The organism is Sphingobium sp. IP1, assembly GCF_002708645.1.
In the GTDB taxonomy this organism is placed as follows: domain Bacteria; phylum Pseudomonadota; class Alphaproteobacteria; order Sphingomonadales; family Sphingomonadaceae; genus Sphingobium; species Sphingobium yanoikuyae.
Genome location: NZ_NOIW01000069.1, coordinates 1 through 22,573, shown reverse-complemented (window position 1 = coordinate 22,573; position 22,573 = coordinate 1). Strand labels below are relative to the sequence as shown.

The 22,573-nt window shown below is 58.3% G+C and carries 22 protein-coding genes; 10 read left to right on the top strand and 12 right to left on the bottom strand.

Going from position 1 to position 22,573, the window contains the following annotated elements; translation table 11 throughout:
- The first annotated feature begins 33 nt into the window (after positions 1-33).
- From CG471_RS20355 to CG471_RS20330, 6 genes are all read left to right on the top strand, one after another.
- Positions 34-276, top strand: a complete 243-nt coding sequence (locus tag CG471_RS20355; RefSeq protein ID WP_010338229.1) for a zf-TFIIB domain-containing protein — start codon at positions 34-36, stop codon at positions 274-276.
- A gap of 112 nt (positions 277-388) precedes the next feature.
- Positions 389-790 carry a hypothetical protein gene (locus CG471_RS20350; RefSeq protein ID WP_232015803.1) on the top strand — a complete coding sequence of 134 codons (402 nt, stop codon included), beginning with the start codon at positions 389-391 and terminating at the stop codon, positions 788-790.
- Positions 791-839: 49 nt separating this feature from the next.
- Positions 840-3,326, top strand: a complete 2,487-nt coding sequence (locus tag CG471_RS20345) for a heavy metal translocating P-type ATPase (protein WP_026109590.1) — start codon at positions 840-842, stop codon at positions 3,324-3,326.
- Between the two features lie 114 nt (positions 3,327-3,440).
- Positions 3,441-3,821, top strand: coding sequence for a hypothetical protein (locus tag CG471_RS20340; RefSeq protein WP_232015805.1), 381 nt, complete (start codon positions 3,441-3,443; stop codon positions 3,819-3,821).
- Between the two features lie 52 nt (positions 3,822-3,873).
- Entirely contained in the window at positions 3,874-4,749 is an 876-nt protein-coding gene (locus CG471_RS20335; protein WP_010338233.1) for a bestrophin family protein, read from the top strand.
- A 145-nt stretch (positions 4,750-4,894) separates the two neighbouring features.
- Complete coding sequence (locus CG471_RS20330; protein WP_004210803.1) at positions 4,895-5,518, top strand: carbonic anhydrase; 624 nt, start codon at positions 4,895-4,897, stop codon at positions 5,516-5,518.
- A gap of 103 nt (positions 5,519-5,621) precedes the next feature.
- Here the strand turns inward: CG471_RS20330 and CG471_RS20325 are convergent, their stop codons facing one another.
- The 3 genes from CG471_RS20325 to CG471_RS20315 all read right to left on the bottom strand — a co-directional run bounded on the left by CG471_RS20325 (position 5,622) and on the right by CG471_RS20315 (position 8,374).
- Entirely contained in the window at positions 5,622-6,482 is an 861-nt protein-coding gene (locus tag CG471_RS20325; protein WP_010338234.1) for a hypothetical protein, read from the bottom strand.
- Between the two features lie 134 nt (positions 6,483-6,616).
- A complete protein-coding gene (gene tcmP, locus CG471_RS20320; RefSeq protein WP_010338235.1) occupies positions 6,617-7,567 on the bottom strand; it encodes a three-Cys-motif partner protein TcmP in 951 nt (316 codons plus the stop codon).
- A 66-nt stretch (positions 7,568-7,633) separates the two neighbouring features.
- The gene (locus CG471_RS20315) at positions 7,634-8,374 is read right to left on the bottom strand and encodes a DUF5131 family protein (RefSeq protein ID WP_017503063.1); all 741 of its coding nucleotides are present in this window, start codon (positions 8,372-8,374) and stop codon (positions 7,634-7,636) included.
- A gap of 177 nt (positions 8,375-8,551) precedes the next feature.
- Here CG471_RS20315 and CG471_RS20310 point away from each other — a divergent pair, with 177 nt between their 5' ends.
- Positions 8,552-9,832 (top strand): three-Cys-motif partner protein TcmP, encoded by a 1,281-nt coding sequence (locus tag CG471_RS20310; RefSeq protein WP_010338237.1) that lies wholly within the window; start codon positions 8,552-8,554, stop codon positions 9,830-9,832.
- A 31-nt stretch (positions 9,833-9,863) separates the two neighbouring features.
- On the opposite strand, the gene CG471_RS20305 is transcribed toward CG471_RS20310, so the two are convergent.
- From CG471_RS20305 to CG471_RS20295, 3 genes are all read right to left on the bottom strand, one after another.
- Complete coding sequence (locus CG471_RS20305; RefSeq protein WP_120249344.1) at positions 9,864-11,648, bottom strand: MbcA/ParS/Xre antitoxin family protein; 1,785 nt, start codon at positions 11,646-11,648, stop codon at positions 9,864-9,866.
- A 222-nt stretch (positions 11,649-11,870) separates the two neighbouring features.
- Positions 11,871-12,749 (bottom strand): CDF family Co(II)/Ni(II) efflux transporter DmeF, encoded by an 879-nt coding sequence (gene dmeF / locus CG471_RS20300; protein WP_051125431.1) that lies wholly within the window; start codon positions 12,747-12,749, stop codon positions 11,871-11,873.
- Between the two features lie 50 nt (positions 12,750-12,799).
- Positions 12,800-13,075, bottom strand: coding sequence for a metal/formaldehyde-sensitive transcriptional repressor (locus CG471_RS20295; protein WP_004210808.1), 276 nt, complete (start codon positions 13,073-13,075; stop codon positions 12,800-12,802).
- 105 nt (positions 13,076-13,180) lie between these two features.
- Between CG471_RS20295 and CG471_RS20290 the strand changes: the two genes are divergently transcribed.
- The gene (locus CG471_RS20290) at positions 13,181-13,450 is read left to right on the top strand and encodes a DUF1289 domain-containing protein (protein WP_080572840.1); all 270 of its coding nucleotides are present in this window, start codon (positions 13,181-13,183) and stop codon (positions 13,448-13,450) included.
- On the opposite strand, the gene CG471_RS20285 is transcribed toward CG471_RS20290, so the two are convergent.
- Entirely contained in the window at positions 13,430-13,765 is a 336-nt protein-coding gene (locus CG471_RS20285) for a hypothetical protein (RefSeq protein WP_029547811.1), read from the bottom strand. The genes CG471_RS20290 and CG471_RS20285 overlap by 21 nt on opposite strands.
- A gap of 220 nt (positions 13,766-13,985) precedes the next feature.
- Here CG471_RS20285 and CG471_RS20280 point away from each other — a divergent pair, with 220 nt between their 5' ends.
- Positions 13,986-14,165, top strand: coding sequence for a hypothetical protein (locus CG471_RS20280; protein WP_037525480.1), 180 nt, complete (start codon positions 13,986-13,988; stop codon positions 14,163-14,165).
- On the opposite strand, the gene CG471_RS20275 is transcribed toward CG471_RS20280, so the two are convergent.
- The 4 genes from CG471_RS20275 to CG471_RS20260 all read right to left on the bottom strand — a co-directional run bounded on the left by CG471_RS20275 (position 14,162) and on the right by CG471_RS20260 (position 20,229).
- Positions 14,162-16,012 carry a TniQ family protein gene (locus CG471_RS20275; protein WP_249258716.1) on the bottom strand — a complete coding sequence of 617 codons (1,851 nt, stop codon included), beginning with the start codon at positions 16,010-16,012 and terminating at the stop codon, positions 14,162-14,164. The genes CG471_RS20280 and CG471_RS20275 overlap by 4 nt on opposite strands.
- Before the next feature lie 5 nt (positions 16,013-16,017).
- Positions 16,018-16,968 (bottom strand): ATP-binding protein, encoded by a 951-nt coding sequence (locus tag CG471_RS20270; RefSeq protein WP_029547813.1) that lies wholly within the window; start codon positions 16,966-16,968, stop codon positions 16,018-16,020.
- A 21-nt stretch (positions 16,969-16,989) separates the two neighbouring features.
- Positions 16,990-19,254 (bottom strand): Mu transposase C-terminal domain-containing protein, encoded by a 2,265-nt coding sequence (locus CG471_RS20265; protein WP_010338244.1) that lies wholly within the window; start codon positions 19,252-19,254, stop codon positions 16,990-16,992.
- A 174-nt stretch (positions 19,255-19,428) separates the two neighbouring features.
- Entirely contained in the window at positions 19,429-20,229 is an 801-nt protein-coding gene (locus CG471_RS20260; RefSeq protein WP_010338245.1) for a hypothetical protein, read from the bottom strand.
- 313 nt (positions 20,230-20,542) lie between these two features.
- Here CG471_RS20260 and CG471_RS20255 point away from each other — a divergent pair, with 313 nt between their 5' ends.
- Positions 20,543-21,724 carry a hypothetical protein gene (locus tag CG471_RS20255; protein WP_099233370.1) on the top strand — a complete coding sequence of 394 codons (1,182 nt, stop codon included), beginning with the start codon at positions 20,543-20,545 and terminating at the stop codon, positions 21,722-21,724.
- Positions 21,725-21,754: 30 nt separating this feature from the next.
- Here CG471_RS20255 and CG471_RS20250 read toward each other — a convergent pair whose 3' ends face one another.
- Positions 21,755-22,324, bottom strand: coding sequence for a hypothetical protein (locus CG471_RS20250; protein ID WP_218964272.1), 570 nt, complete (start codon positions 22,322-22,324; stop codon positions 21,755-21,757).
- Between the last annotated feature and the right edge of the window lie 249 nt (positions 22,325-22,573).

Genomic DNA, 22,573 nt, shown 5'->3' with positions numbered 1-22,573 from the left:
CTTCCCTGTCCGGTCTGCAAGGTCGACCTGCTCATGAGCGAGCGGCAGGGCATCGAGATCGACTATTGCCCTCAATGTCGTGGCGTCTGGCTCGACCGCGGTGAACTCGACAAGATCATCGAACGCAGCATCAGCGAAACTCAGCCGACCGAACGGCGTGAAGGCACGCTTGGTGTGTTCGGCTCAAAGCATGGAAGCGATCGTGGCGACAGCCACGGATCTCGGGGCGGCCACCATGGTCGTCGCAAGGGCTTCCTGCGCGATCTCTTCGACTGACAACCAGCTTGGCCGCCGCACCTACCCCCTGTGTGCGAGAACGGCCCGCGTCATGGGCGGCATCCCTCGCCGCCCATGACGACAGTTTCTTCCTCCTGATCCGGGAAACAACATGCGCCTGAAACAATATCGTTTGAGCCGTCTCTCCCTGACCGTAGGAGGCCTGATGCTCAGCCTGATGGGATGTCAGCAGAATGGTGGCGGCGATGAAAGCCGTCATGATCGCAATTCCATTCCCACGCTCGTTGGGGAGCATCTCTACGCATGTGAGGATGGAACGCAGCTGGACGGCGATTTCCTGGTCGATGGGCTGACCCTCGATCTGGCGATCCTGCCGAACCAGAAGCCGATCCGTCTGACTGCGCCCGACACGGGCCTGACCTATGTCGGCGATAAGCTCAATGTCAGCCTGACCGGCGTCGACACGTTGAAGCTAGTACGCGCCGATCAAAAACCGCTGATCTGCAGGAGAACCCGGACGATCAGCAAGCAGGGACGCCTGCATCCACCCTGATGGCAACTGTTTTTACCGAAGATAGCGTGTCCCAACCAGGATGATGGTCATGATTCAAAAACTCCGCCTTGATGTCCCCCTGCTGCTCCCCGAAGTCACCGACACGGCTGATGGCTGCGTTTCGCGCCTGATATCCTTGATCGAAAGCCGTCCCGGTGTTTCTGAAGTGCATGTCACGAAGGAACCAGCCGGCACACTGCCGCAGCTGTGCATCCACTATGATCCGGACGCGATCTCTCTTCCTCGTATCCGGGAGCTGGCGAAGGCGGCGGGGACGCAGATCGCAGAGCGCATCGGCCATGCGGTGTGGGAGGTCGACGGCATTGGCCATCAAAGGCGTGCCAGGTCTATTGGCGAAACGCTTCGCGCGCTGCCAGGCGTGCTCGAAGCCGAGGCCATTCTTCCCGGGACGGTGCGGGTTGAGTTTGATCGCACGATCACGTCGGAGGATGGCATTCTCACGGGGCTTCGCGATGCCGGTGTAACACCCAAGGCACTCGCGGCTTCCGGAAAGAAGCCCGTGGCGCACGACCACGACAAGGATCACGATCACCCGGCTGTCGAGAAGCACGACCACGATCATGGGCATGGCGGACTGCTTGGGCCCAACACCGAGCTGATCTTCGCTCTTGCCTGCGGCGGCGCGCTGGGGGTGGGCTACCTCATCGAGACGTTCGTGACGGCCCCCGCCTGGGTGCCGTTCGCTCTCTTCATCGCGGCTTATGTGTTCGGCGGCTTCTACACCGTGCGTGAGGCTATCGAAAATCTGCGCCAGAAGCGCTTCGAGATCGATACACTGATGCTGGTGGCAGCCGCTGGTGCGGCGGCGCTAGGCGCTTGGGCCGAAGGTGCCTTGTTGCTGTTTCTCTTCAGTTTGGGGCATGCACTCGAGCATTACGCCATGGGCCGCGCCAAGCGTGCGATCGAAGCTCTGGCCGAGTTGGCGCCGCGAACGGCCACCGTTCGGCGCATGGATGGTGGCTCCAGTGTCGTGCCGGTCGAGGAACTGGTCCTTGGTGATGTCGTCATCATCAAGCCGGACGAGCGCATCGCCGCCGATGGCTTCGTCATCAAGGGCAATTCTGCGGTCAATCAAGCGCCTGTCACTGGCGAAAGCATCCCGGTCGACAAGGAGCCGGTCGAAAGCGCGGACTCTGCTCGGGCCAATCCTGATCGCGTCGCTGCAGCCAGCAGGGTCTTCGCCGGCACGATCAACGGCAGCGGCCTCATCGAGATCGAAGTCACGCGCCTATCGAACGAGAGCACGCTCGCCAAGGTCGTGAAGATGGTCAGCGAGGCGGAGACGCAGAAGTCGCCGACCCAGCGGTTCACTGATCGCTTCGAGCGCTTCTTCGTGCCTGCCGTTCTTGTCTTGGCATTCCTGCTTCTATTCGCATGGGTCGTCGTCGATGAGCCATTCCGCGACAGTTTCTATAGGGCGATGGCCGTCCTTGTGGCCGCCAGCCCCTGCGCGCTGGCCATCGCGACGCCGAGCGCCGTGCTGTCGGGTGTCGCCCGTGCCGCGCGGGGCGGCGTCCTGGTAAAGGGCGGTGCGCCGCTCGAATTGCTGGGATCGCTCGATGCCATCGCGTTCGACAAGACCGGCACGCTGACGATGGGCGAGCCACGCATCCAGCAGATCATCCCGGCGCCTGGCGTCACCAAGGAAGAACTGATGGCGCTGGCGGTGGCTGTAGAAAGCCTCAGCGACCATCCCTTGGCCCAGGCAATTGCGCGTGATGGGCGCGAGCATATTGGCGATCATCCAGTTCCGGAGGCCGAAAATCTGAAGAGCCTCACGGGTCGCGGCATCTCGGCTCTTGTCGGTGAGGATGAAGTTCTCATCGGCAAGGCCGAGATGTTCGGCAGCGACGGCATAGCCCCGCTGTCCGGCGAGATGGATACCGCGATCAAGACGCTCCGGGAGGCAGGACAGACCAGCATGGTCGTGCGCAGCGGCTCCCGGGATATGGGGGCTATCGGTCTTCTGGATACGCCGCGCGAAGCAGCCCGCGCGGCGCTGGAACGCCTGCGCGAGATCGGCATCAAGCGGATGATCATGATCTCGGGCGATCACCAGCGGGTGGCTGATGCCATAGGCAAGCAGGTCGGGATCGATGAAGCCTGGGGCGATCTTATGCCCGAAGACAAGGTCGAGGCCATCAAGAAGCTGAGGGCCGAGACAAAGGTCGCGATGGTCGGTGATGGCGTGAACGATGCGCCCGCCATGGCGACAGCGACCGTCGGGATTGCGATGGGCGCAGCCGGCTCGGATGTCGCGCTGGAAACCGCCGACGTGGCGCTGATGGCAGACAACCTGTCGCATCTGCCGTTCGCTGTCGGTCTCAGCCGGAGCACGCGCTGGGTTATCCGGCAGAATGTGTTCGTCAGCCTGGGTGTCGTCGCCTTCCTCGTTCCGGCGACCATCCTGGGTCTTGGTATCGGACCGGCTGTCGCCCTTCACGAAGGATCGACGCTGTTGGTGGTTATCAACGCGCTGCGGCTTCTGGCGTATCGAGATCCGGTCCGTGTCTAAGCAGGACGCGGACCACCATCGAGAAGCGACGTGAGGATCGGAAGATTCGACGCCATCTTCGTCGGGACAGGCATACTGATATGCGTCGCTCTCGCTGTGGTGGGAGTGTGGGCGATGTCCGGCGTACTGCACGCACCACTTAATGATCCTCCCGCCACGAAGCGTGTGCATTTTACGATCCAGCCGGGCGAAACGCAGCGCGTAGCAGCCTATGTGGCCGGGGAGGGGACCGTACGGTTCGTAAGCGAGAGCCGCGGCGCGAAGGTCCGCTATCGCCTTCGCCTGGAAGATGGGCACCAAGGGTCCATTCTTGCCGATACGATTGCTTCGGGCATTCAGCGGGGGGAGTTACGTCCGCAGCATGGCAGCCTGTACGAATGGTCTTGGAACAACCTATCGCCTGGGCCGGTGCATGTTGGCTTCTTTGCCGAGGGCAACTTCGACATCCTGAACCGAACAGGCGCTCGTCAGCCTGAATCCTTGGTGGCCCCCTGATTTTAAGAATTGGGCGCTACGCCTCTCACATCATAGATAATGGAGCACCGCGATGATCGTCGGAGCGCGTCCCCGCCTGCAGCAGATCATACTCGAAATCTGGAAGCCACTGACCATCCTGTTTGCCTGGGATGTGGCAGTCACCATCTTCCACCGGTTCATGCCAATCAAGGAGCCTGCGCTGCCAGTCGCGCTGTTCGGCACGGCCATAGCTTTGTTTCTCGGCTTCAGGACGAACGCCGCTTACGCCCGCTGGTGGGAGGCGCGCACCTTATGGGGCGCTTTGATCAACGCCTCGCGCAGCATGGCCCGTTTGTGTCGCAATGTATTGCCGGCTGGCCCGGAAGCGGAAGCTATTGTGCTGCGGCAGATCTCTTTCGCGCACGCGATGCGGTGCCGGCTGCGGGGGCAGGATCCGACAGAGGATATTAAGCGGCTGGCGGGCAAGGAGGCCGCCGAAGTGGCTGCCGAGCGTACGAACCGCCCCAATGCGTTGCTCGAGGACATGTCTCGGATCGTGTCTGGAGCGCGGACTGACGGGAAGATCGACACCATCCAGCAGTCCCTGTTCGAACGAGTGATGATCGATATCGCCAATGCCCAAGGGGGCATGGAGCGCATCAAGAATACGCCGCTGCCCAATGGCTTTGAGTTCATGCCGAACTTCTTCACGCGGCTGTTCTGCGTGCTGTTGCCGATCTCGTTGGTGGAGACGTTGGATCTCTACACACCGATCGGATCGACCCTGATCGGGATGATCTTCCTGGCTGCGTTGCGGATCGGGCAGGATCTGACGGACCCGTTTGCCAACACCGTCCATGACGTGCCGCTATCGACGATGTGTCGGACGATCGAGATCGATCTTCTGGAGTCCCTAGGGCGGAAGGGGCCTGGGCCACTTCCTCCTGTGGCGGGAACGCAGTGGTAGAGTAGGGGATCAAAGGCCGGACGTAGCCGTTACACCCTTCAACAGGCCGTAAAGGGGCGGAAATCAATCGTTACGATCGAGTTGGGCGCCGGCGACAGGCGGTTCCTATCTGCCTTGCGCGCCCATTCATTTAAAGGAGTATGAAGTGGCAACAGCAAGCGTAATCAGCACGCAACCGACCCCGGACGAGGCCCTGCAGCGTCTGGTCGACGGCAATGAGGCATTCGTGGCCGATGCGCCGGTGCCGGCCGACTTGTCACGCGAGCGGCGACTGGCGCTCGCAGAAGGTCAGCAGCCGTTCGCGACGCTGGTGGGCTGTTCGGACTCTCGCGTTGGCCCAGAACAGCTGTTTGGCGCCGGCCTCGGCGAACTGTTCATTGTCCGGACTGCCGGTAACAACGTGGACACCGCCGGCATGGGGTCCATCGAATATTCGGTGGCCGTGCTGAAGGTGCCGCTCATCGTCGTGTTGGGGCATGAGAAGTGCGGCGCCGTTGCGGCTGCAGCCGACGTCGTGACGAAGGATACACGGTTTCCGGGTAGCATTGCTCGTATGATCGAGCCGATCGTACCGGCCGTCTTGGCAGCTCAGCGCAATGTCGGCGAAGACAAGCTGGTCGATACCGCGGTCGAGGAAAACGTCCGGCGTATGGTCGAACGCCTGCAGAAGTTCTCAGAGCCGATGCTGATCGAACCGCAGGAGCGTGGCGAGTTGAAGGTCGTGGGCGCCGTGTACGAACTGTCGACCGGCCGGGTTCGCTGGCTCTAAAAGCGCAGGCCTTCCCGACGGACATAATCAGAGTTTGGCTGGTTATGTCCGTCGGGAGTGCGCGGATATCATGGCGGTGATAGTCGCCCTTTGATGCTGAGCGTCATTTGTAGAAGCTGCTTGTGTCGACTTTTACTCGCACGTCTGACGCGGTCACCGTCAGCGGGTCGCTGATGGGAAGTTCGATTTCTGCCTCATAAGGATATTCGTCAGTGTCGCGGGAGCCGATATCGTTCGCAACATCAGATCCTGAGCCATATTGCAGTTCGACCACAACGGATCCGGTCACCTCGTAGTAGATCGTGTTGGCATCCATGTCGGTGACCACGATTTCGTCGACCCAGTGATGGTCAATTGCGGTGTGGGTAGACAGCTCATCGAGCTCCTGGATTGCTTCCCCAATCATCTTCTCGAACACGGCGGTCTGCATCGCTCCTGCGACTGCCTCTTCGATAAAGTCCCGGCTCTCTTCAGCCGCATCCAGTAGGGCGTTGATTCCGTCGAGAACTTCGCTGAAAATCCGCCTGATTTTTGAACCGTCGGCTAGGATGGTGTTTGGGCGGACATGTGTAGAGCGGTTTAGCGCATTCACCATTTCAATCAATTCGTCGGCATGGGGCTTCACCTCGAACTTCAGTATGTCCTTTACGAATTGGTCTGAAAGGCCGGCCTTGATGATGTAATTCGCCCGTTGCCTCCTCGTCACTGTATCGGTGTCTGGTGCTTGCACGAACCAGACGCATGCGCGGACATCTTCGTCAGGTGACAGTTTGTGGATGATATGACCGATCGCTTCGCGCAGGCCGGCTGCTACGAAGTTTCCACGGATTGGGTTGCTCTTGCTCTTCCCTACTTTGATGCAGCCTTTGAAGACTGTTTTCAGGAATTTGTCCCGATCGAAACGCTTTGCGAGAGCGCGTGACGCTTCGCTGATCTCGCGCCAGGTAGCAATCTCATTTGTCATTATTATTCCATTTCAACATCATATTTTGATATTTCTGTCCAAGTTTCGATCTTGAGTTGGCCGGACTTCACTCAGTGCCCTTAGGCAGACGACATCGAAACGCTAGCTGGACTGATGCGGGATGGTGCTTGTCGTCACCGGGACGAAGGCAAGGTTCGTCCACCAAACTTTTTAATCTGAGCAGCGACGCCCCTCTTGATCAGCGACACTGCCCGTTCGTTGGGGTTTCCGCTGAGCAGGAACAATGAGAACTGGCGCAGCTTATGTCGGGTCAAGATCGGGATCGGCTCGGACACGAAACTGAAGATGGTCCGTAGGCGTTCGGCCGCGAATTTTTCTACCTTGTCAGGGTCGGCACTTCGGTTGGGCGTTGATGTGGCCGCAAAGTCGAAGAGGTCCGAAGGCTTGGGGGTGTACTTGTAGAAGTGCTGCTCCCAATCGGGGGTGCCGAAAACCTCATTCAGCGATGCCCTTTTTCCAGCGTCGAGAGCCGCATGGTCGTGGCTCAACTGCCGAAGAGCAGCGTGAAGCGGAAAGAGATACCATACGTCGGCACGCTGAGTGTTGGCGAGGTATCTTAGCGTGTCCCATCGAACAGACATGCCGTAGGGGTCGAGGAATACGACGGCGCGCTGAAGTCCGCTCCGGCCCGGCTGCGTCCAAGGGCCATTGGAGAAAACCTTGCGCAGTTCGTCGTTGGCATCCCCAGGGACGCATCGGATGTCGCGGTTCGGGAAGTCGGATTTCACCCGCTCAAGGGCGGCGAAGCGCTGCGGATCCTTCTCGATGAATACGAAGTGCCGGAAGGGCGGATCAATGGCTATCGCACGACGTGCAGAGCCCTCCAGGCGGACGCGTTCCATGACTCCTGGCTCTTGGCTAAAAAGCCCGGCCGACTTGCTTTCGATGGTGCGGTCACCTGTCCCGGCGAATGCATCAATGTACCACGTTTCGAAGGGATTGGTCGGCGACGGACTCGCTTGCAGCGCTCGCGTGTAAAAGTTGAGGTAATCGGAAACAGCATTGAGCTTGATCTCGGTCCACCCGCCACCAAAGGTATGTTCAGCTCTTTTCACATCGGCCATGTCGGATTTGTCTCGGTTAGGCCTCAGCGGCACCGTTGATCTTGTCTGGTGGGGATATGCCCGTTGTTAAGCGGCGCGCGAGGCTACGGGAACCGGCAGCTCGTTCCATTCGCGCCCGTCGAGATCACGGCCGCCGGTCTTTGGCCGGATGCCGCCCCATTGTTTGAAGAAGAACGCGACGCCTTGTTCGGCGCATAGGTCGCGAATTTCACGCGCCCATTCGATTGCCATCGGCCGCGCGCCCGGTCCACTTTCGCCGCCCGCAATAACCCAGTGAATGCCCGTGAGATCAACTTTTCCGACTGAACCGATCAGCGGTTCTACGGAAAGGAAGCGGACGCCAGCAGGTGCATCTCGCAGATGCGTAATACGAGCGCTGGATTTGCTGTCTTCGACCGACACACCGAGCCAAATGTGAGCCGGTGGTGTGGCATCACGGTAGCGCCGCTTGAGATAGCTGCGCATCAGCGAACTACGTTTCGTCAACACTTGGAAGACGTGCCAATCCGCCTTTTCCATCGTATCGAAGACCTGATCGATGAAGGTGCGGGGCACCTCCTTGTGGAATAGGTCGCTCATCGAATTGACGAAGATCATCCGGGACCGCTTCCAAGCGAGCGGTTGCGCTAGCCGTTCAGGCCGAAGGGTGAGGTCGAAGCCATGTTCGAAAGGATGACCTGGGATGCCGCGCCACCGTTCAGAGAAGCGGGCGGCATAGCAATTGTCGCAGCCGGCAGTAATCTTCGTACAACCCGTCACCGGATTCCACGTCGCATCTGTCCACTCGATTGCACTGCCGTCGGCCATAGTAACGCGCCCCTAGAACGTACCATGAATCTTGGCATATCGCGAATCGTGGGGCAACGAGTTTCGGTGCCAAAACTGGAAAATATGAGCAAAATGAATGAGAAGGGGATAGACAGTTGCTGTAAGTATTACTCATAACTTGTCTATGGCGGCAGGGCGCCAGCGAGGCATCAGTCCATGGCAGGTAATCTGGGTTACGATTGGATCGTGGGCGGTAGTCTGCCCGAACTCGGTCGCCACAGTGCGGCAAAGCATGAGATATTCGATGCCTATGTTGGGGCGTACATTCGTACATTGACGAAGAGTCATCGCACCCGTGCTCTCAACCTCACTATCGTTGATGGGTTCTGCGGTGGCGGTCGCTATACGCTTGATGGCGGTCAGGTTGATGGGTCTCCACTTCGAATGTTGGCTGCAGTGGACCGGGTTCGGGCTGAGGTTGCAGCGGCACGGACACGTGGCATTGCGATCAATGTCGACTTTGTCTTCGTCGATGCGAATCGTAACCATATCGATTTTCTACGGGATCTTCTGGAAAGCGAGGGCCACGGCTCTCGGATCGGGCGGGACATCCATATCCTCACGTCGAAGTTTGAAGAGGTAGCTGGGGATGTGATCGCACGCATCCAGGCAAGAGGGCGGGCGCATCGATCCTTGTTCTTCCTGGATCAATACGGATGGAGTTCAGTCACATTCGCTACAATCCGCAAGATCATGGCAGCCCTTCAGAACCCGGAAGTGGTGCTGACCTTCATGGTAGACCATCTGGTAAATCTGCTGAACGACAGGATGATCGACACCGCAGGCTTAGCGGCGGTTGATCTCGGTCGTAGTGATGTCCAGGACATGCTGCAAATGAAGCAGATGCGGGGTTGGAAGCGCTTCATCCAAAACACGCTCTACGAGCATATCCAGCGGAACACTGGTGCCGATTATTACACGCCGTTTTTCATCCACCCCGAAGGTGGATCTAATCGGGATTACTGGCTCCTGCACCTGTCGAAGCACCATTCGGCTCGAGAAGAAATGGGCAAGATCCACTGGGGAATGGAAAACACGTTCGAGCATTTCGGTCGGGCGGGCTTTAACTCGCTTGGCTTTAATCCAAGCGAGGATGTGCGGAAGGATATGCTGGACTTCGGCTTCAACGACAACGCGCGAACGAGGTCGGAGAACGCCGTTGTCGACCAACTCGCCAGGATGCTTCACGCACGGGCTGTTGCCGGGAAGGGGCCGCTGACCAAGAAAGAACTGTTCGCATCCCATTGCAACGAGGCGCCGGTAATCGGTGAGATCGTGGATGCAGCGCTGGCCGAACTACGCAAGGCGCAGGATGTGATTATCACTGGCAAGGATGGGGCGTTGCGACGGTCGGTGAAGACGTTCGCTTGGGATGACGAGATCAAGGTGTCTCGGGAGCCTGGCCTTTTCTCTGTGTTCGATCAAAGAGCAGCGTGACAGGTCAATTATTTCAGATGCCGTATGTCAGCTACCAGATCCTTTTGTAGGTTGTTCCTTTGAGGCTGGTGAGCTTGGGGTCTCTAGGCATCAGGTCGATGCATCGCTGGAGCGATGGGATATCGGTAGCGAAATCGATGGGCCTCACATTGCCAAGTTCGGGGTTTGGCGTAGATACAAAAACCGCGCTGTCATCCTTTGATTCAAACAAGCGGGATGCCATGGCAATGAGAATTTGGTAACAAGACACCCGCTGACGCATCAGAGCGTAAGATGCACAACGACGATGTGTGTTTTGGCGGAAGGGCTGTGGGCCGCCGCCTTCCGCGTCGGGCTTATTGTATTGCTGAGCTCGTTTCCTTCTGAGCCACGACTCTTCGATACCTAGTAGGCGTTGGACGGGCCATCCGCCGGAAATCATGTTCTCGATAGCATCTATGTCTGCGAGGAGCCGCGCATAGGGGACTCCTCCTTCCATGCAGATATGACGCGGTGTTGTGCCGTTAGATGAGAGAGGTATGATGTACCACTCACGAAAATCGTCGTCATAGAGACCGCGCCGCCGCCCTGCGGCCTCAAATTTTAGCTGAAGGGCTTCGCGACGCTTCGTATAGGCTTTGCGTTCGGGATTGACGACAAAGGTGTTGGGCTTGGATCCATGGGCAATGATCCGCCTAGCAATTGGGTGCACCCCTTGCCTGTCGGGCTCGTCGCACAGCATCCGCATGTAAGTTGCGACGGTTTGATCCGGCGATCCATATTCAACCGCATTTGTGCCGGCAGCGTCAAGAACATCTCGATCGATCTGACGTGGATCGGTGAGGGTTGTATTCTCGAATGGCCAGCGAGTAACAGGGCCAGTTTCTTGGGTTTCAAAAACCCTCTCTGATAAAAGAAAGCCCATTTTGTGGGTAAACTTACGATACACATTCGGAGGGCGATCATACGATATATCACCATCCAGATCCGGCTTAGAATCGAGATAATCGCGCAGGACTATATGTTGCCAATTGTCTGTTGGCGCGCAGAACCAATGCGTCCCTGGAATTTCTCGACCAATGAATGGTCTGGTGCCAAGCTCAAGGACTTCGGCCTCGTGCTTTTTGCGCTCTTTTTTAGTAATGAAATGAGGAATATCATTCAGTAGGTTGCGTAACTGAAGACCTTTGGCGCTAATCATTTCATCATGTTCGGATTTGAGAAGCGCGATGCGTTCATTTTCCAGCTGATGTGCAATCCAGATGCGGGGCGCATCGAACAGGATCGCCTGCCGCAGGTCGTGCCCCGACATTGTCTCGAAATCATATTCGACGACGTCGATCTCGATACATGACTGGACGCGCTGGCGGAGAAGCTCTGCCTTGACTTCGTCGACCGCGTGGTAGACCTTGATTTCGACATTTAGGCGACCATCGGGATGATAGAGTACGACGTCAGGCCTGATGCCGTCCTGCCATTCTTCCAGCGTCACGGCATGGTATTTCCAGTCGGTCTCGAAATCGCGGGCTAAGTCTCGATATTCGACATGGTGCGGAGGAAGCCCGACAGTTCGGGCCTCTTCGATTACCATCTTCGACCAGAGGTGAAGGCTTGTTTCGAGGCCGGATGTGCATTCGTCATGCGAAACATGTGCAAAGTGACCGCGCCGCGTTATGATTTTGTCGCTACCCTTACGGGTATGTGGGACGGTTTCTGCAACGTGGCGCATTTCGGATTGGCAGCCGGCGCAGATAAATGGCGCTTGGGTTTTAGAAGCGTCATCGATGTGAACGACCTTGCCGGTTGATTTCACAAGAGCGAAGGGATGTTTCAGCATTTTGAACCATGGACAGATCTATTGTGGCGAGGCGTCCAATGGATGAATTTCCTTTGTCGCCGTGGAGCGCGCACAAAGTTCCTACATTGTTTTTATCTCTTCCTCTCCTGCCGAACCAAGCTATTTGGAACAGCGTGAGTGAACCGTTCATGCGACCGCGAAATTTATCCCACATTTTCGCGATTCAAGAAAATGTGGGATAAATCACGATATTCCTGTCGGTTATGCCACTGTCGCGACTTCGACGGTGAGGTGCTGAAGCTCATGAACGGGCACAAGGCGTCTGCGGATTTCCGTCGCATCTACGCCCGGTTGGGCAGAGACGCCAACGATCGCGGAGTGTGCTTCAGGGCCTACCTTCCACACGTGCAGGTCCGTGATCCGGGCATCGCCTGCCGTTTCGACCAACTCGCGGACTTCATCGGCTACGTGGCGATCTGTGCGGTCCAGGAGAATGGCGGCCGTGTCGCGCATCAGCGACCATGACCAGCGCGCAATCACGATGGCGCCGACGATGCCCATGATTGGATCCATCCACACCCAGCCCAGATAGCGGCCGGCCAACAGAGCTGCGATTGCCAGCACCGATGTCAGGGCATCAGCCAGAACATGCATGTAGGCAGAACGCAGATTGTTGTCGCCACCATGGCTGTGACCATGGTGATGCCCATGGTCGTGACCGTGGCCGCCGGAGAGCAAAAAGGCCGAGGCTATGTTCACGAGCAGCCCGAGGATTGCGATCCATGTGGCCTCCGCGAAGGCGACGTTGATAGGCTCAAACAGCCGCATGACGGACTCGACGCCGATAGCGAGGGCTATGATGCCCAGGACGAGGGCCGATGCGAATCCAGCGAGATCGCCGATCTTCCCGGTGCCGAAGCTGAAGTCGCCGTTATGAGCATGGCGTTTCGCATAGGCATAAGCCGCGGCCGCAACACCAAGCGCTCCGGCATGGGTGGCCATATGGAAGCCGTCAGCCAGTAGGGCCATCGATCCAGTAGTGTAACCAGCGACAATCTCTGCCACCATCATGAGGGCGGTGAGCACCACGACCCAGAGTGTCCGGCGGGCATTGTCGTCATGGCTGGCGGCCAGGAACATATGTTCGTGCGTCAGGTGGCCGGTGTCGGCCAGCACGGCGGTCTTGGTGCTCACTTGCTGTACCTCCGGATGATCGTGACGAGGTCCTCTGCGCCTTGCTGGCGTTCTTCGGGCGACAGACCGTCGCGCGCGACATGGGCCTCCAGATGTTCGACGATGATCTCATCGAGAAGCCCATTCACGGCTCCGCGAACGGCTGCGACCAGATGGAGGACTTCGGTGCAATTCGCGTTGCCGCCAAGCGCGCGTTCTACTGCGCCAACCTGGCCCGCGATGCGCTTGATTCGCCCGAGTAACGCGTCTCGGTTTTCATTGATGTGGGCCATTTTTCCCTCGGTAGCCTCAGTGTCACGCAGCAAATTGCTGCTGGTAGGACGATGCGTTATAGGGTAGGTGGGTAGGGTATGCAATCAAATTCAATGGAATGATCTGTGCGCTCGCCTTGCATTGACCTTTGTGGTTTTGACGCCTCGTCCGGCTGGTGCCGTGGTTGTGGTCGTTCTCGTGAGGAAGTGCGTCGTTGGCGCAATCTGCGCCCGGGCGAGGCGCGTAAGGTTGCGGCGGACTTGCCACAGCGCCTGTCCAAGCTGCGCGCAAAGAGCCTGACGAATGATTCGCACCGACGACTGACCAACTTCTCGGCTGATGTCGTCAGTGCGATGGGTGGCAAGCTGAAGCTGTTAGCCAGGCGCGACCTTTAACTGATGATCGTCTCCGTATCGAATGCGGCAGGAATAGCCATGGCCGCACTCAGCGTGCATCTGTGACACGGCGGCTTTGGTCAGCCGCTGTGTCTGGCCGCTATCTTCGATTTCGATCCGTTCGACCGATTGGAAATCGAATGGCGCAACAGGGACGTTTTCCCGACCCTGTTTGATGAGCACCCCATAGTGCGATGTGCCTTTGAAATAGGTCACACGGATGTCGTGGGAGCTTTCATTCTTCCATCTGGGGTGGACCGGCCCACAGGCGGACAGGGAGAGGGCCAAGGCGGTCAGTAAGATCGTCGGTCTCATGATTTCTTCTTATTCGCTAGAACCGCGCATAATAAAAAGCCCGGCCTAACGGGGCGTGAACAGCGATGTCCTGAAGGCGATCGAGCGGCGTTCGGAGTTGCTCCGACGCTTGCTCGCGTATTCATCTTGCATGGGATATTATTGGCACCGAAGCAGGAATGTCGCTGGCGGGCTGCACATTTCTAAAATGAACCTGGATCCACGGAAGGGATGGAGCGGCATGATCATCACCCTCTCTGACCTTTTAACGGGAATCCGAGAGCGCAAGGCTGCCTTGGGTATCATCGATACCCCAGAGCGTACCGATGCCATGCGCAATAGCGGATCGCGTCGAACAGCGCGCAAGCGTGCTATGTTGGCCCGGATCGAGGAGCGCTCACGCGACGCGGGCGTCGTCTAGGCTGACCAAGCGCCTTGTTTCATGATCTTGGCGAAGCTCATGCGGCAGTAGCCAGCATCATGTATCGTCGGCAAACCGACCTTCCGCGCCCATTTTTGTGCTGACTGGGGAGGCAATCCCATCCTGTAGCCGATCTCGACCGATCCTATGATCTCTGCGGCGGTCTGAAGAACATCCAACGCGAGATATGCTTTACCGTGGCGACGTATGCGGCCGGTGGCGACGAATTTGAGAAACCGATTGGTGGCCAGGTTGAGTATCTCGCTGGCATCGGCGCCTGATAGCTCATCCTCGACATGGGCACCGGGCAACGGGTTTTCCAACATCCGCAAAGTGTCGATGAGTTCGGCCGGGATTAGTATCTGGTGGGACAGGTCCGTCGCCTCGGGGGCCAGACCAAATCGACCATCCGGCCCCAGAAGCCAGGCGAAGATGCCGGCCCAGGGCTTGGCGCGACCGCCAATAGCTCGTGCTGCGATTTGCAGCGGAACGCCGTCAATCATAGCGGGATCGGCTTTGGCTTGGATCTTTGCCTCGAATGCCGCCCAGGCCTGCGTGGTGGTATTGCGGACGCCATATCGCGCCTCCCAGTACGGGTGGGTCAGCGGGGCGAGCAATCCAGATTGCATCAACTGCGCTATGGCATAGCGGGGCAACTGAGTTGACTGCGACACGGCGGTCAAAGGCAGACGGTCGGGCTTGGTACGTGCCAGTTTCTCGATTTCTTCGGGATCATGGAACGGTCTAACCACGCCATGAACTCGCACGTCGGTTAGCTTGAAGACGCCGGCGGCTCGCAGCTTTGCGATGATGGTATCCGTCTCGCGCAGCACACGCACGGCTGATTTGGCGGAGATCAGTCCAATTATTTCATTCCCCTCGTCGGCCGACGGGAGGTTGGTCAGATCGGGGCTCTGACTGAGATCGGCTTGCTCTTGCTGGAGGCCATGTAGAAACATCGCGAATAGGGCTTTGACGCGGGGCGAGGAGCGGCCGATCCGGGCTTGCTTGACGGCGTGCCCCAGCTTGTTCGACCAGTTGCCCCCTTCGCCTGGAGTTGGAAGTAGATCGGCTGGAACGATGGGCCATTGGCGCAGCAGCGTTACAGCGTCGTGAAGCGCGCTGATGACCGCCATGGTAAGGTCAGGATTGGTCAGCCATTTTCCGCGCAGTTGGACGTTTAGCCAGGGGGAGAGCTTCACGGCCAAGTCGGCAATGTCGTGCGGCTCCAAGCTCGAAATCGGGTCAGGAAGCTGTGATCGCGAAGCGGCACGTACATCGGGATCATGGCTGAAGAGGCCAGCATAGATGCCCAAATTGCCGCGCATTTCGTGAGGGATGAACTCGGCTTGTCCCTCTCGGAGATCCGCGCTGCAGACATCTTGGTCGCAGGTGGCAATGCCGTTGGCGTAGCGCCATCGCTGGGTGGCGCCGCATTCGTGACACTCACTGCGCAAGACCTGAAAGGTTTCCGGGCAGAATGGGACGGAGGCTAACTGCCAAATCGCACGATGATGAGCCGATAGGGCAAGGCTGGCCGGTGCATATCGGCGGATGGTGGTTCTCAGTTCGCTCTGCCACGCGCGTCCACCAAACCAATGTATGATCGCGCTGCCTTCTTCTGGACCGTGGGCATGGTGCAGTAATTGGAGGTACGGCACCACCAGAATGTCAGCCAGCGCCGGTAGCTGTTCGGCGTTGGTTGTGGCCGCCGTCGGCTTGTTGTCGTAAACCCAGCCAGCCTCGGACAACAGCGTTCCCGTCCGTGGATACCCGTTCTCGGCAGTCACACGGGCGACAAGGCCCATGAGACTTTCGCCAGCGATCGGCGCGAGCGGGTATTTCACTTGGCTCAAGCTTCGATCTCCACGAACGGGTTATAGTCGATGAAGCTATGGGCAATTGCCCAGCTGTTCACCGCCAGGGCGAGATCGTTGCGGGTAATGGCATGTCGACCATCACGCACGACGTTTATGGCCGCCGTTTCTACGATGCGGCACGTGCGGCCGATGATCCCGCTGCTTGCGAGGCAAAGGGGGCGGGCGATGTCTTCTTCGACTAGGCCGCTGGCAACCTTCATGATCTTCTTGTCGACCATGGCGGTATCGAGGTCTTCGATGAAGTCCAGGAACAGATCCCGATCGTCATCCGCCCACCAATCAAGGGGAGGAAGCGTGAGGGGAGGGAAGAGCCGGCCGTTCAACTCGTGGCTGGACTGGAACAGCTTGTCCGCGTCGTGGGTGCCGAAAAAGGCGATAGGAACAAGGCCAGAATCAAGGAACGTCTTCAGGCTATCCGTGACATGGGTTGCGGCCGATGACCGGCGCGACAGATGTTGGATTTCATCGATGACGAGCAACTGCACGTTATCCCGTTTGATGGCTTGCACGGCGCGCTTGTGCAGGTTGGGTTCGGTGCCGCGGTCATAAAAGGGGTCGTCCAGGGCCTGCAGGATGGAAGAGAATAGCGACCTGGCGGTGCCAGTGCTCATGAGCTTGACGATCAGGACGGGCCGGCTGCCTTCGGGAAGTTCGCCCAGGCGTTCGATGCCGTCCCGGAAATGTTCGGCTGCTGTCGTTTTGCCGGAACCGCTTTCAGCCAGGAGGGTGATGCCATATTGCCGCTCGCCACGGGTGGCGATGCCAGAGCGCCGGACCTCATCCAACCCAGCAATGATGGCCTCTTGGCGAGGATGAACAATCTTGATCTGGCGGAATGCGCTGCGGGCATCTGCCACGCGTTGAGAGCGGGCAGCGGCTTCATTCGGCCGTACAACGGGCGGGTTTGGAGTGGTGGTAGTCATGAGTTGCCTTTCGGGTAGGGGTTAGAAATAGCTGCTGTCGTTCGAGCGCTTTTTGCGTTCACGGCGTGGTTCGGGGTCGGTGGTCGATGCGTCCGGGGTGGGTGGCGGCGCAGGAGCACGCCGGTCGCGCTCTGGCATGTCCTCTGGCGTCGCCTCTCGGGCATTGGCAGCTTTCGCCTTCTGCCGGTTGCTCCGCCGTTTAGATGCGGTAGGGGCAGCTTTCTGTGGAGCGGGGCGACGAGACAGGGTGTCGGCATCGTGCATCTCGTGCTCGATCACGTCTGCATAGATGATCGGGATATCGACCGGCTCGGGGCGCTCGCGCTGCAGGCTGGCGAGTTCACCGGTGATGCTGCGGATGCGCTTGTTTTCGTACAGCTTGGCCAGAAGCTTGCGTTCACGCTCCTTGGCTTCGGGCGTCAGCTGGTCGATGGCGTCGAGAAGCTCGGCGCGGCAGGCGTCACGCCATTCCCGTGAGTTGAAGTCGGCGGCTTCCGCTTTGGCCTTCTCACGGATCTGTTCGTGCATCCACAGGCTGATCGGCTCATCGCTATAGCCGGCCGTTTGGCAGTACAACTCGACGTCCTGATTGGTTTTGCGGTTGATCACCCAAATCTTGCGCAGATCGTATGGGTCATAGCGGAACGACACCGTTGCAGTGGCATTCTTCAGGCGCTGACGCTTGCCTTCCAAAGGGACAAGATCGGCGAGCAGGTCAGGCACGGCTTTGAAATCGCCGAAGCGCAGGCCATTCCACTCGATGCCAGCGTGGGTCAGCCGGTGCGAATTGATCTTGGGGAGGAGGGCCTTCTCGAAGATGCGAGGGTCACGCGGTAGAACGATCCCGTACTGGGCGGTGCCCTGTTTCCAACAGAGCAGAGGCTGTTTCTCGTTCAGGCCGCCATGCGGGGTCGTGTGATAGACCGCGATGGCGAACATGATGAGCGTCTCGAGCTCGTCGAGCGTCAACACGGCATCCACGGCGGGGTCGTAATCATACTCGCGGGAGAGGGCGATCGGCAGATGGGCGCCGGCCACCTTCGATGACACGTAATTGTGGATGGTGAGGAAGATGCGCTCAACAAGGGCTCGTTCGCGCGGCTTTTTACGACCACTGATGCGGACCGTTGCACCGGTCGCCTTGCTCATGCTCTCCATGTCGTGGCTGCGGAATTCCATGCCGCCATCCACATGATATGTGCTGCACAGGCCGCAGACGTCCTGGGCTTCAGGGTGCTTGTTCTTGATGATCGGCGGTACGATCTTGGGCAGAACAGACCGGCGAAGCAACTCCGACACGGTGGCGTATGATGGAGCATTGAAGGACAGCATGTGCGAGAGCACGACCCTGCTGAACCCATCAACAAGTGCGGAGAAAGTGGGGCGGCCCAGGATGATGGCGCGTTCCACGTCGATGACGAGGAGAGCGGGTATGGGTGTGTGATCCATAAGCCCGAATTCCAGAGGACGCTCCGCCTCATGGCCTTTCCCTGCGCCACGCCACCGAGAGTAGGCCGCCTGCTTGCCGTGGCGGGCCGCAACCGTCTGTTCGCACTCCAGCTTTTTGATATCGCGATATGTGGTGCTCATGCTCACCGGGAGGAGCGGCTCTGTAGGCATCTCGTATTCGAGCGAAGTGCCATCGTTGACGCGGCTAATCTCGGCGTTGGTCAGCACATTGATATCGGTGACGCTCTTCTTCGACACATAGTAGGTCAAAGCCAGGCGCTGGCGGATTTCCATGCGGATGCCATCTTCATCATAGCAATGGTGCCCCTGGGCGCTTGTGGCCTCACGAGCATCGCGGTCGCCGACTTTACCGCGCTCCCGCATCCAGCGTTTCACGGTGTGCGGATTGGGTGCCTCGCCATATTTGGCGTGCAACTCGGGGGTCCAGTGCTCGGCAAATCCTGCAGAGATTGCCTTCACGCCGGTCATTACGCCGTTCCGGTCGAGCAGCCGTAACGTTGCCAGCCGAAGTGCGCTTTCGGGATCGAGCTCCTCACATTCGGCGGGCGTGAGATGTGATTCAGCGATCTTGTTCTTGGCCGGCGACTGCCCACGGTCTGCCATCTGGAAGAATTGACCGTTCTGAAGCAGCTCTCGAAAGCGCTCCTGGTCCATTGGACGGACGACGCCGGCGTCATCGAGATATTCGACGGGCTTGCCTGTGGCAGCATGTTCGAAGTTCAGGCGGGTGCCATATCCGTGTGATGTAAAAACACAGGGTTGACCTTCGATACTGTATAGCTGATTGCGTTTGAGCTTATAGGGGAAGTAATTCACGTATCTCTCCCGAGATTTGGGCATTCTGAGGGCGCGCAAAATCCATCAGCAGTAGATATTTCTACGCTGCGAATGGCATTGCTTCTGTTGTGATGGGTGCCTGCGGGTTCGTCAGGTAGTTATGATTTCACTCTAGGTCATGGTTGAATCCTTCCTGGGGTATTTGATCTATGATCAGATGAAGCTGACAGGCATCTCATCGATGAAAGGCTGCGTGAGATCGATCGACACGATGCGCCTCACCAGCATGGCGAAAGTGATTGCCCGCCCTTGGACAAAATTTCCGGGCGCCATCAGCTCAGCGAATTCGCCCAACTGCATGTCATCGCCTTTGCTGCGGAGGCTTTCGACGAGCCGCTTCTGCGACGATGAGATGGCCGTGCGGCGCATCGAGCTGGCGAGGCGTACGTTGAAGCGGTGGCGGCTATTCTCGAAAATTTCGGAACCGAAGGTGATACGGAATTCGTGGCCTACCCGGCGGCAAATCTCTGCGACGCCGGCAAGCTTCAGCCGATATTCCGGATCTCGGAGGTCTGCATCGTCGCCTTTGACCTCGACAACCGCCAGGCGGCCATCGGCGTCCAATATGTCGACGTCGCTTGTGTACCGCTCCTTCTTCCTCAGGATGAATTCGAAGCGGCGAGCCTCTGATTGGTAGTGGACGACATTGGGGTCCGTCTCGCACCGCTCGATCAGTGCAAGCTGATGCAGGCTCTCATAATGCTGTGTGCGGCCGACCTTCACGGAAGGGTACCAGCCACTCGCATGGTGCGTTCCGCCAGAGACTGTTCGGAGCGATCCATTGTCGTTGGCGACCACAATGCGAGCCATGGTGTTGACCAGGCTGTTGTGCTTCCTCAGCAAGGTTTCGGCGCGCAACCGGCCAGCGGAAGGTTCGTATGACGGGTTGCGCAGCATGAGGTTGATAGCGGCGCGAACGTCGATCTCAGCCAGTTCTTCATATGCGTCAGTCATGCCAGAACGTCCAACCGCGACGGTTGCTGTTGGGCCATTTGGAGCGAGAACGACTCCACGTCTTAACGCGCTGCTGTCGTTCAAAATGTCGAATGATCTCGATCAGATACTCTGTATAAACGATTGAAACGAGGTTGTTTTGATCTGCACTTCGCGGTTTAGTCGTCATCGCACTGTCTCCATGTTGGTCACGATACTGTGCATTTAGGAACGCTAAAATGACCGTGATGGCAACAGGAATGTGGTTTCAACTGCACAGTATCGTGACCAACTCACTTGACGATGCGTGCCTTACTGTTCTAATAAGTCATGGATGAACAGTAAGAAAAACGGCACGCGCGACGTTGGTTCGGACCGGTCGGCCCTCGAAACTGACGAGGAGTTGGTCAAACGGCATGCCGCTTCAGGCTTTTCTGGCGAATCAGAGTACGCCCTGTTCCTGTCTCTGGATGATTCTAAGCGGGAGGCGGTGATCGCCAGACTGAGGACGATGGACCTCTATCTTCGCGACGATGACCCCATGCCCGTGGGCGACGCGTGCAGCGCGCTCGATATGGAGCAGCGCAATTTTTACCGACTGCTGAAGAAGCTGAAGGATCTGGGCCCAACACGAGGTCTGTCACCGAGCTTCCGGGTGAAGGCTGTCGCGGCACCAGCACAGAAAGGCTTCGCACCCGTTGCCGAGCGTGCGCTGCGCTGGAAACTGCAGCATGAGCCCGCGGCTTCGCCCGCGTCGATCATACGCTGGATATTTGAATCCTGCGCGGACGCGGGCGAGGCGCCTCCGTCCGCATCCTCGATCCAGCGACGCATAAAGGTACTCCGCCGGGAAGGTGTCGCAGAGCCGGCGGCTGGGGCTGCTGGTCTTCAGATCCTGGTGGACCAGACCGCAGTCGATGTGATGGTTCAGATCAACGGCCGGGTGGAATTGGCTACGGCGACGTTCATTCTTGATACGGGCTCAAGGATGATCCTTGGATTGGGGGTGGGCGATCCGCTAATTCCGGAAGACGGGCTCATGCGCGCTACCCGCAATATGGACCACGACCTCATGCGCCATCTGGTGCAACATACGCAGGTGCATTTTGATCGAGTGGAGTCGATCGACTTTATCGCGCCTCCAGGAGGAGCGCGGCAGAGCAAGCAGTTACAGAAGCGCTTTCGGGTCTTCAACCGCCGAGTGTCGTTCGACATCCATGCAGGCGGGAAGTGGCGTCACGGCACGCAGCTGGTCCGCTACCTGGGCGACACGCTGGGGCCGTATCAGTTCAAACCGCGATTTACGGAGGAGGGGGCTCCTCTCAGCAACTCGATCAGCGAGGGGATTGAGCAAGAGGTTCTCGAGCGGGCGCTGCTCGTGGAGGCGATGCGCTGGAACGAAAGCCAGTGGCAGCAGGCGGAGCCGACGGTCGAGAAGTCTCAGCGTATGCGTGAAGAGCGTGCGAGTGCGATAACTGCCCTTTTCCGCGATGTGGTGATGCGGCCGGAGTTCTAGTCGGAACCAAGCAACACGATCGTTGCGATGTTATGAGATGTCGATTTCCACCAGATACGCCGGAACAGTGCGTTTCAACGTTTCATAGCAAGGCCCAACCTTATAGGCTGTCACGTCAGCAATGTGGGTTTCGCGGGTTAAGGTCAGCTGTGCGCCGGTGGCGAAAACGACTTCCTTCTCGTTGCCGTGGTCTCCATCCCTACTGTAAGCGTAGGCTTTGGTTTGTGGCTGGATGACGTGGACGACCATCAGGTCCATCCGGCCAGCGTCATAAGCTTTGCTTTTCCACTCTGCATTCTTGCGTGCCACTTGCGGGCAGAAGGATGTGGAGAATGGGCGGGTTGTCGTGAAAGTTTGTACGCCGAGCGGCCATAAGCCACCGTGGAACAAGAATTGTCCATTTGGCATCGTCACCCCGATAGCTTTGATCGCGCTATCCGCCGCAGATAAGTCGGCCTCTGAGAACTCAGCCTGATAAGCACTTAGGGCTTGAGGCACGTTTGACGGCATCAGGTTGCGGAGATCGCGATATTCAGAGCTTGCTGACAGCGCTTTGTCTATGTGACGCTCGAGCGCGTTATCTGCACCCTCACGAAGCATGCGCGCCGCGGCCTGGACATGGTTCGAGACTTCCTCAAGCAGCTTGTCTTTCGTGGTGAAGGATTCGGCTAACGAATAACCCTTTTGGCAAAGGGATAGCGCTTCTTCATCGGTGGACTGGCGGGGACTGTCAGGATTTCCGTGTGTGGCCGGGCATAATGGGCAACAAGGAGTCCCACTATGTCACGACGCAAAGAACCTGCCATACCGAATGAGCTTCTCGATCAGCTTTTGGCGGGCGGCGCTGCC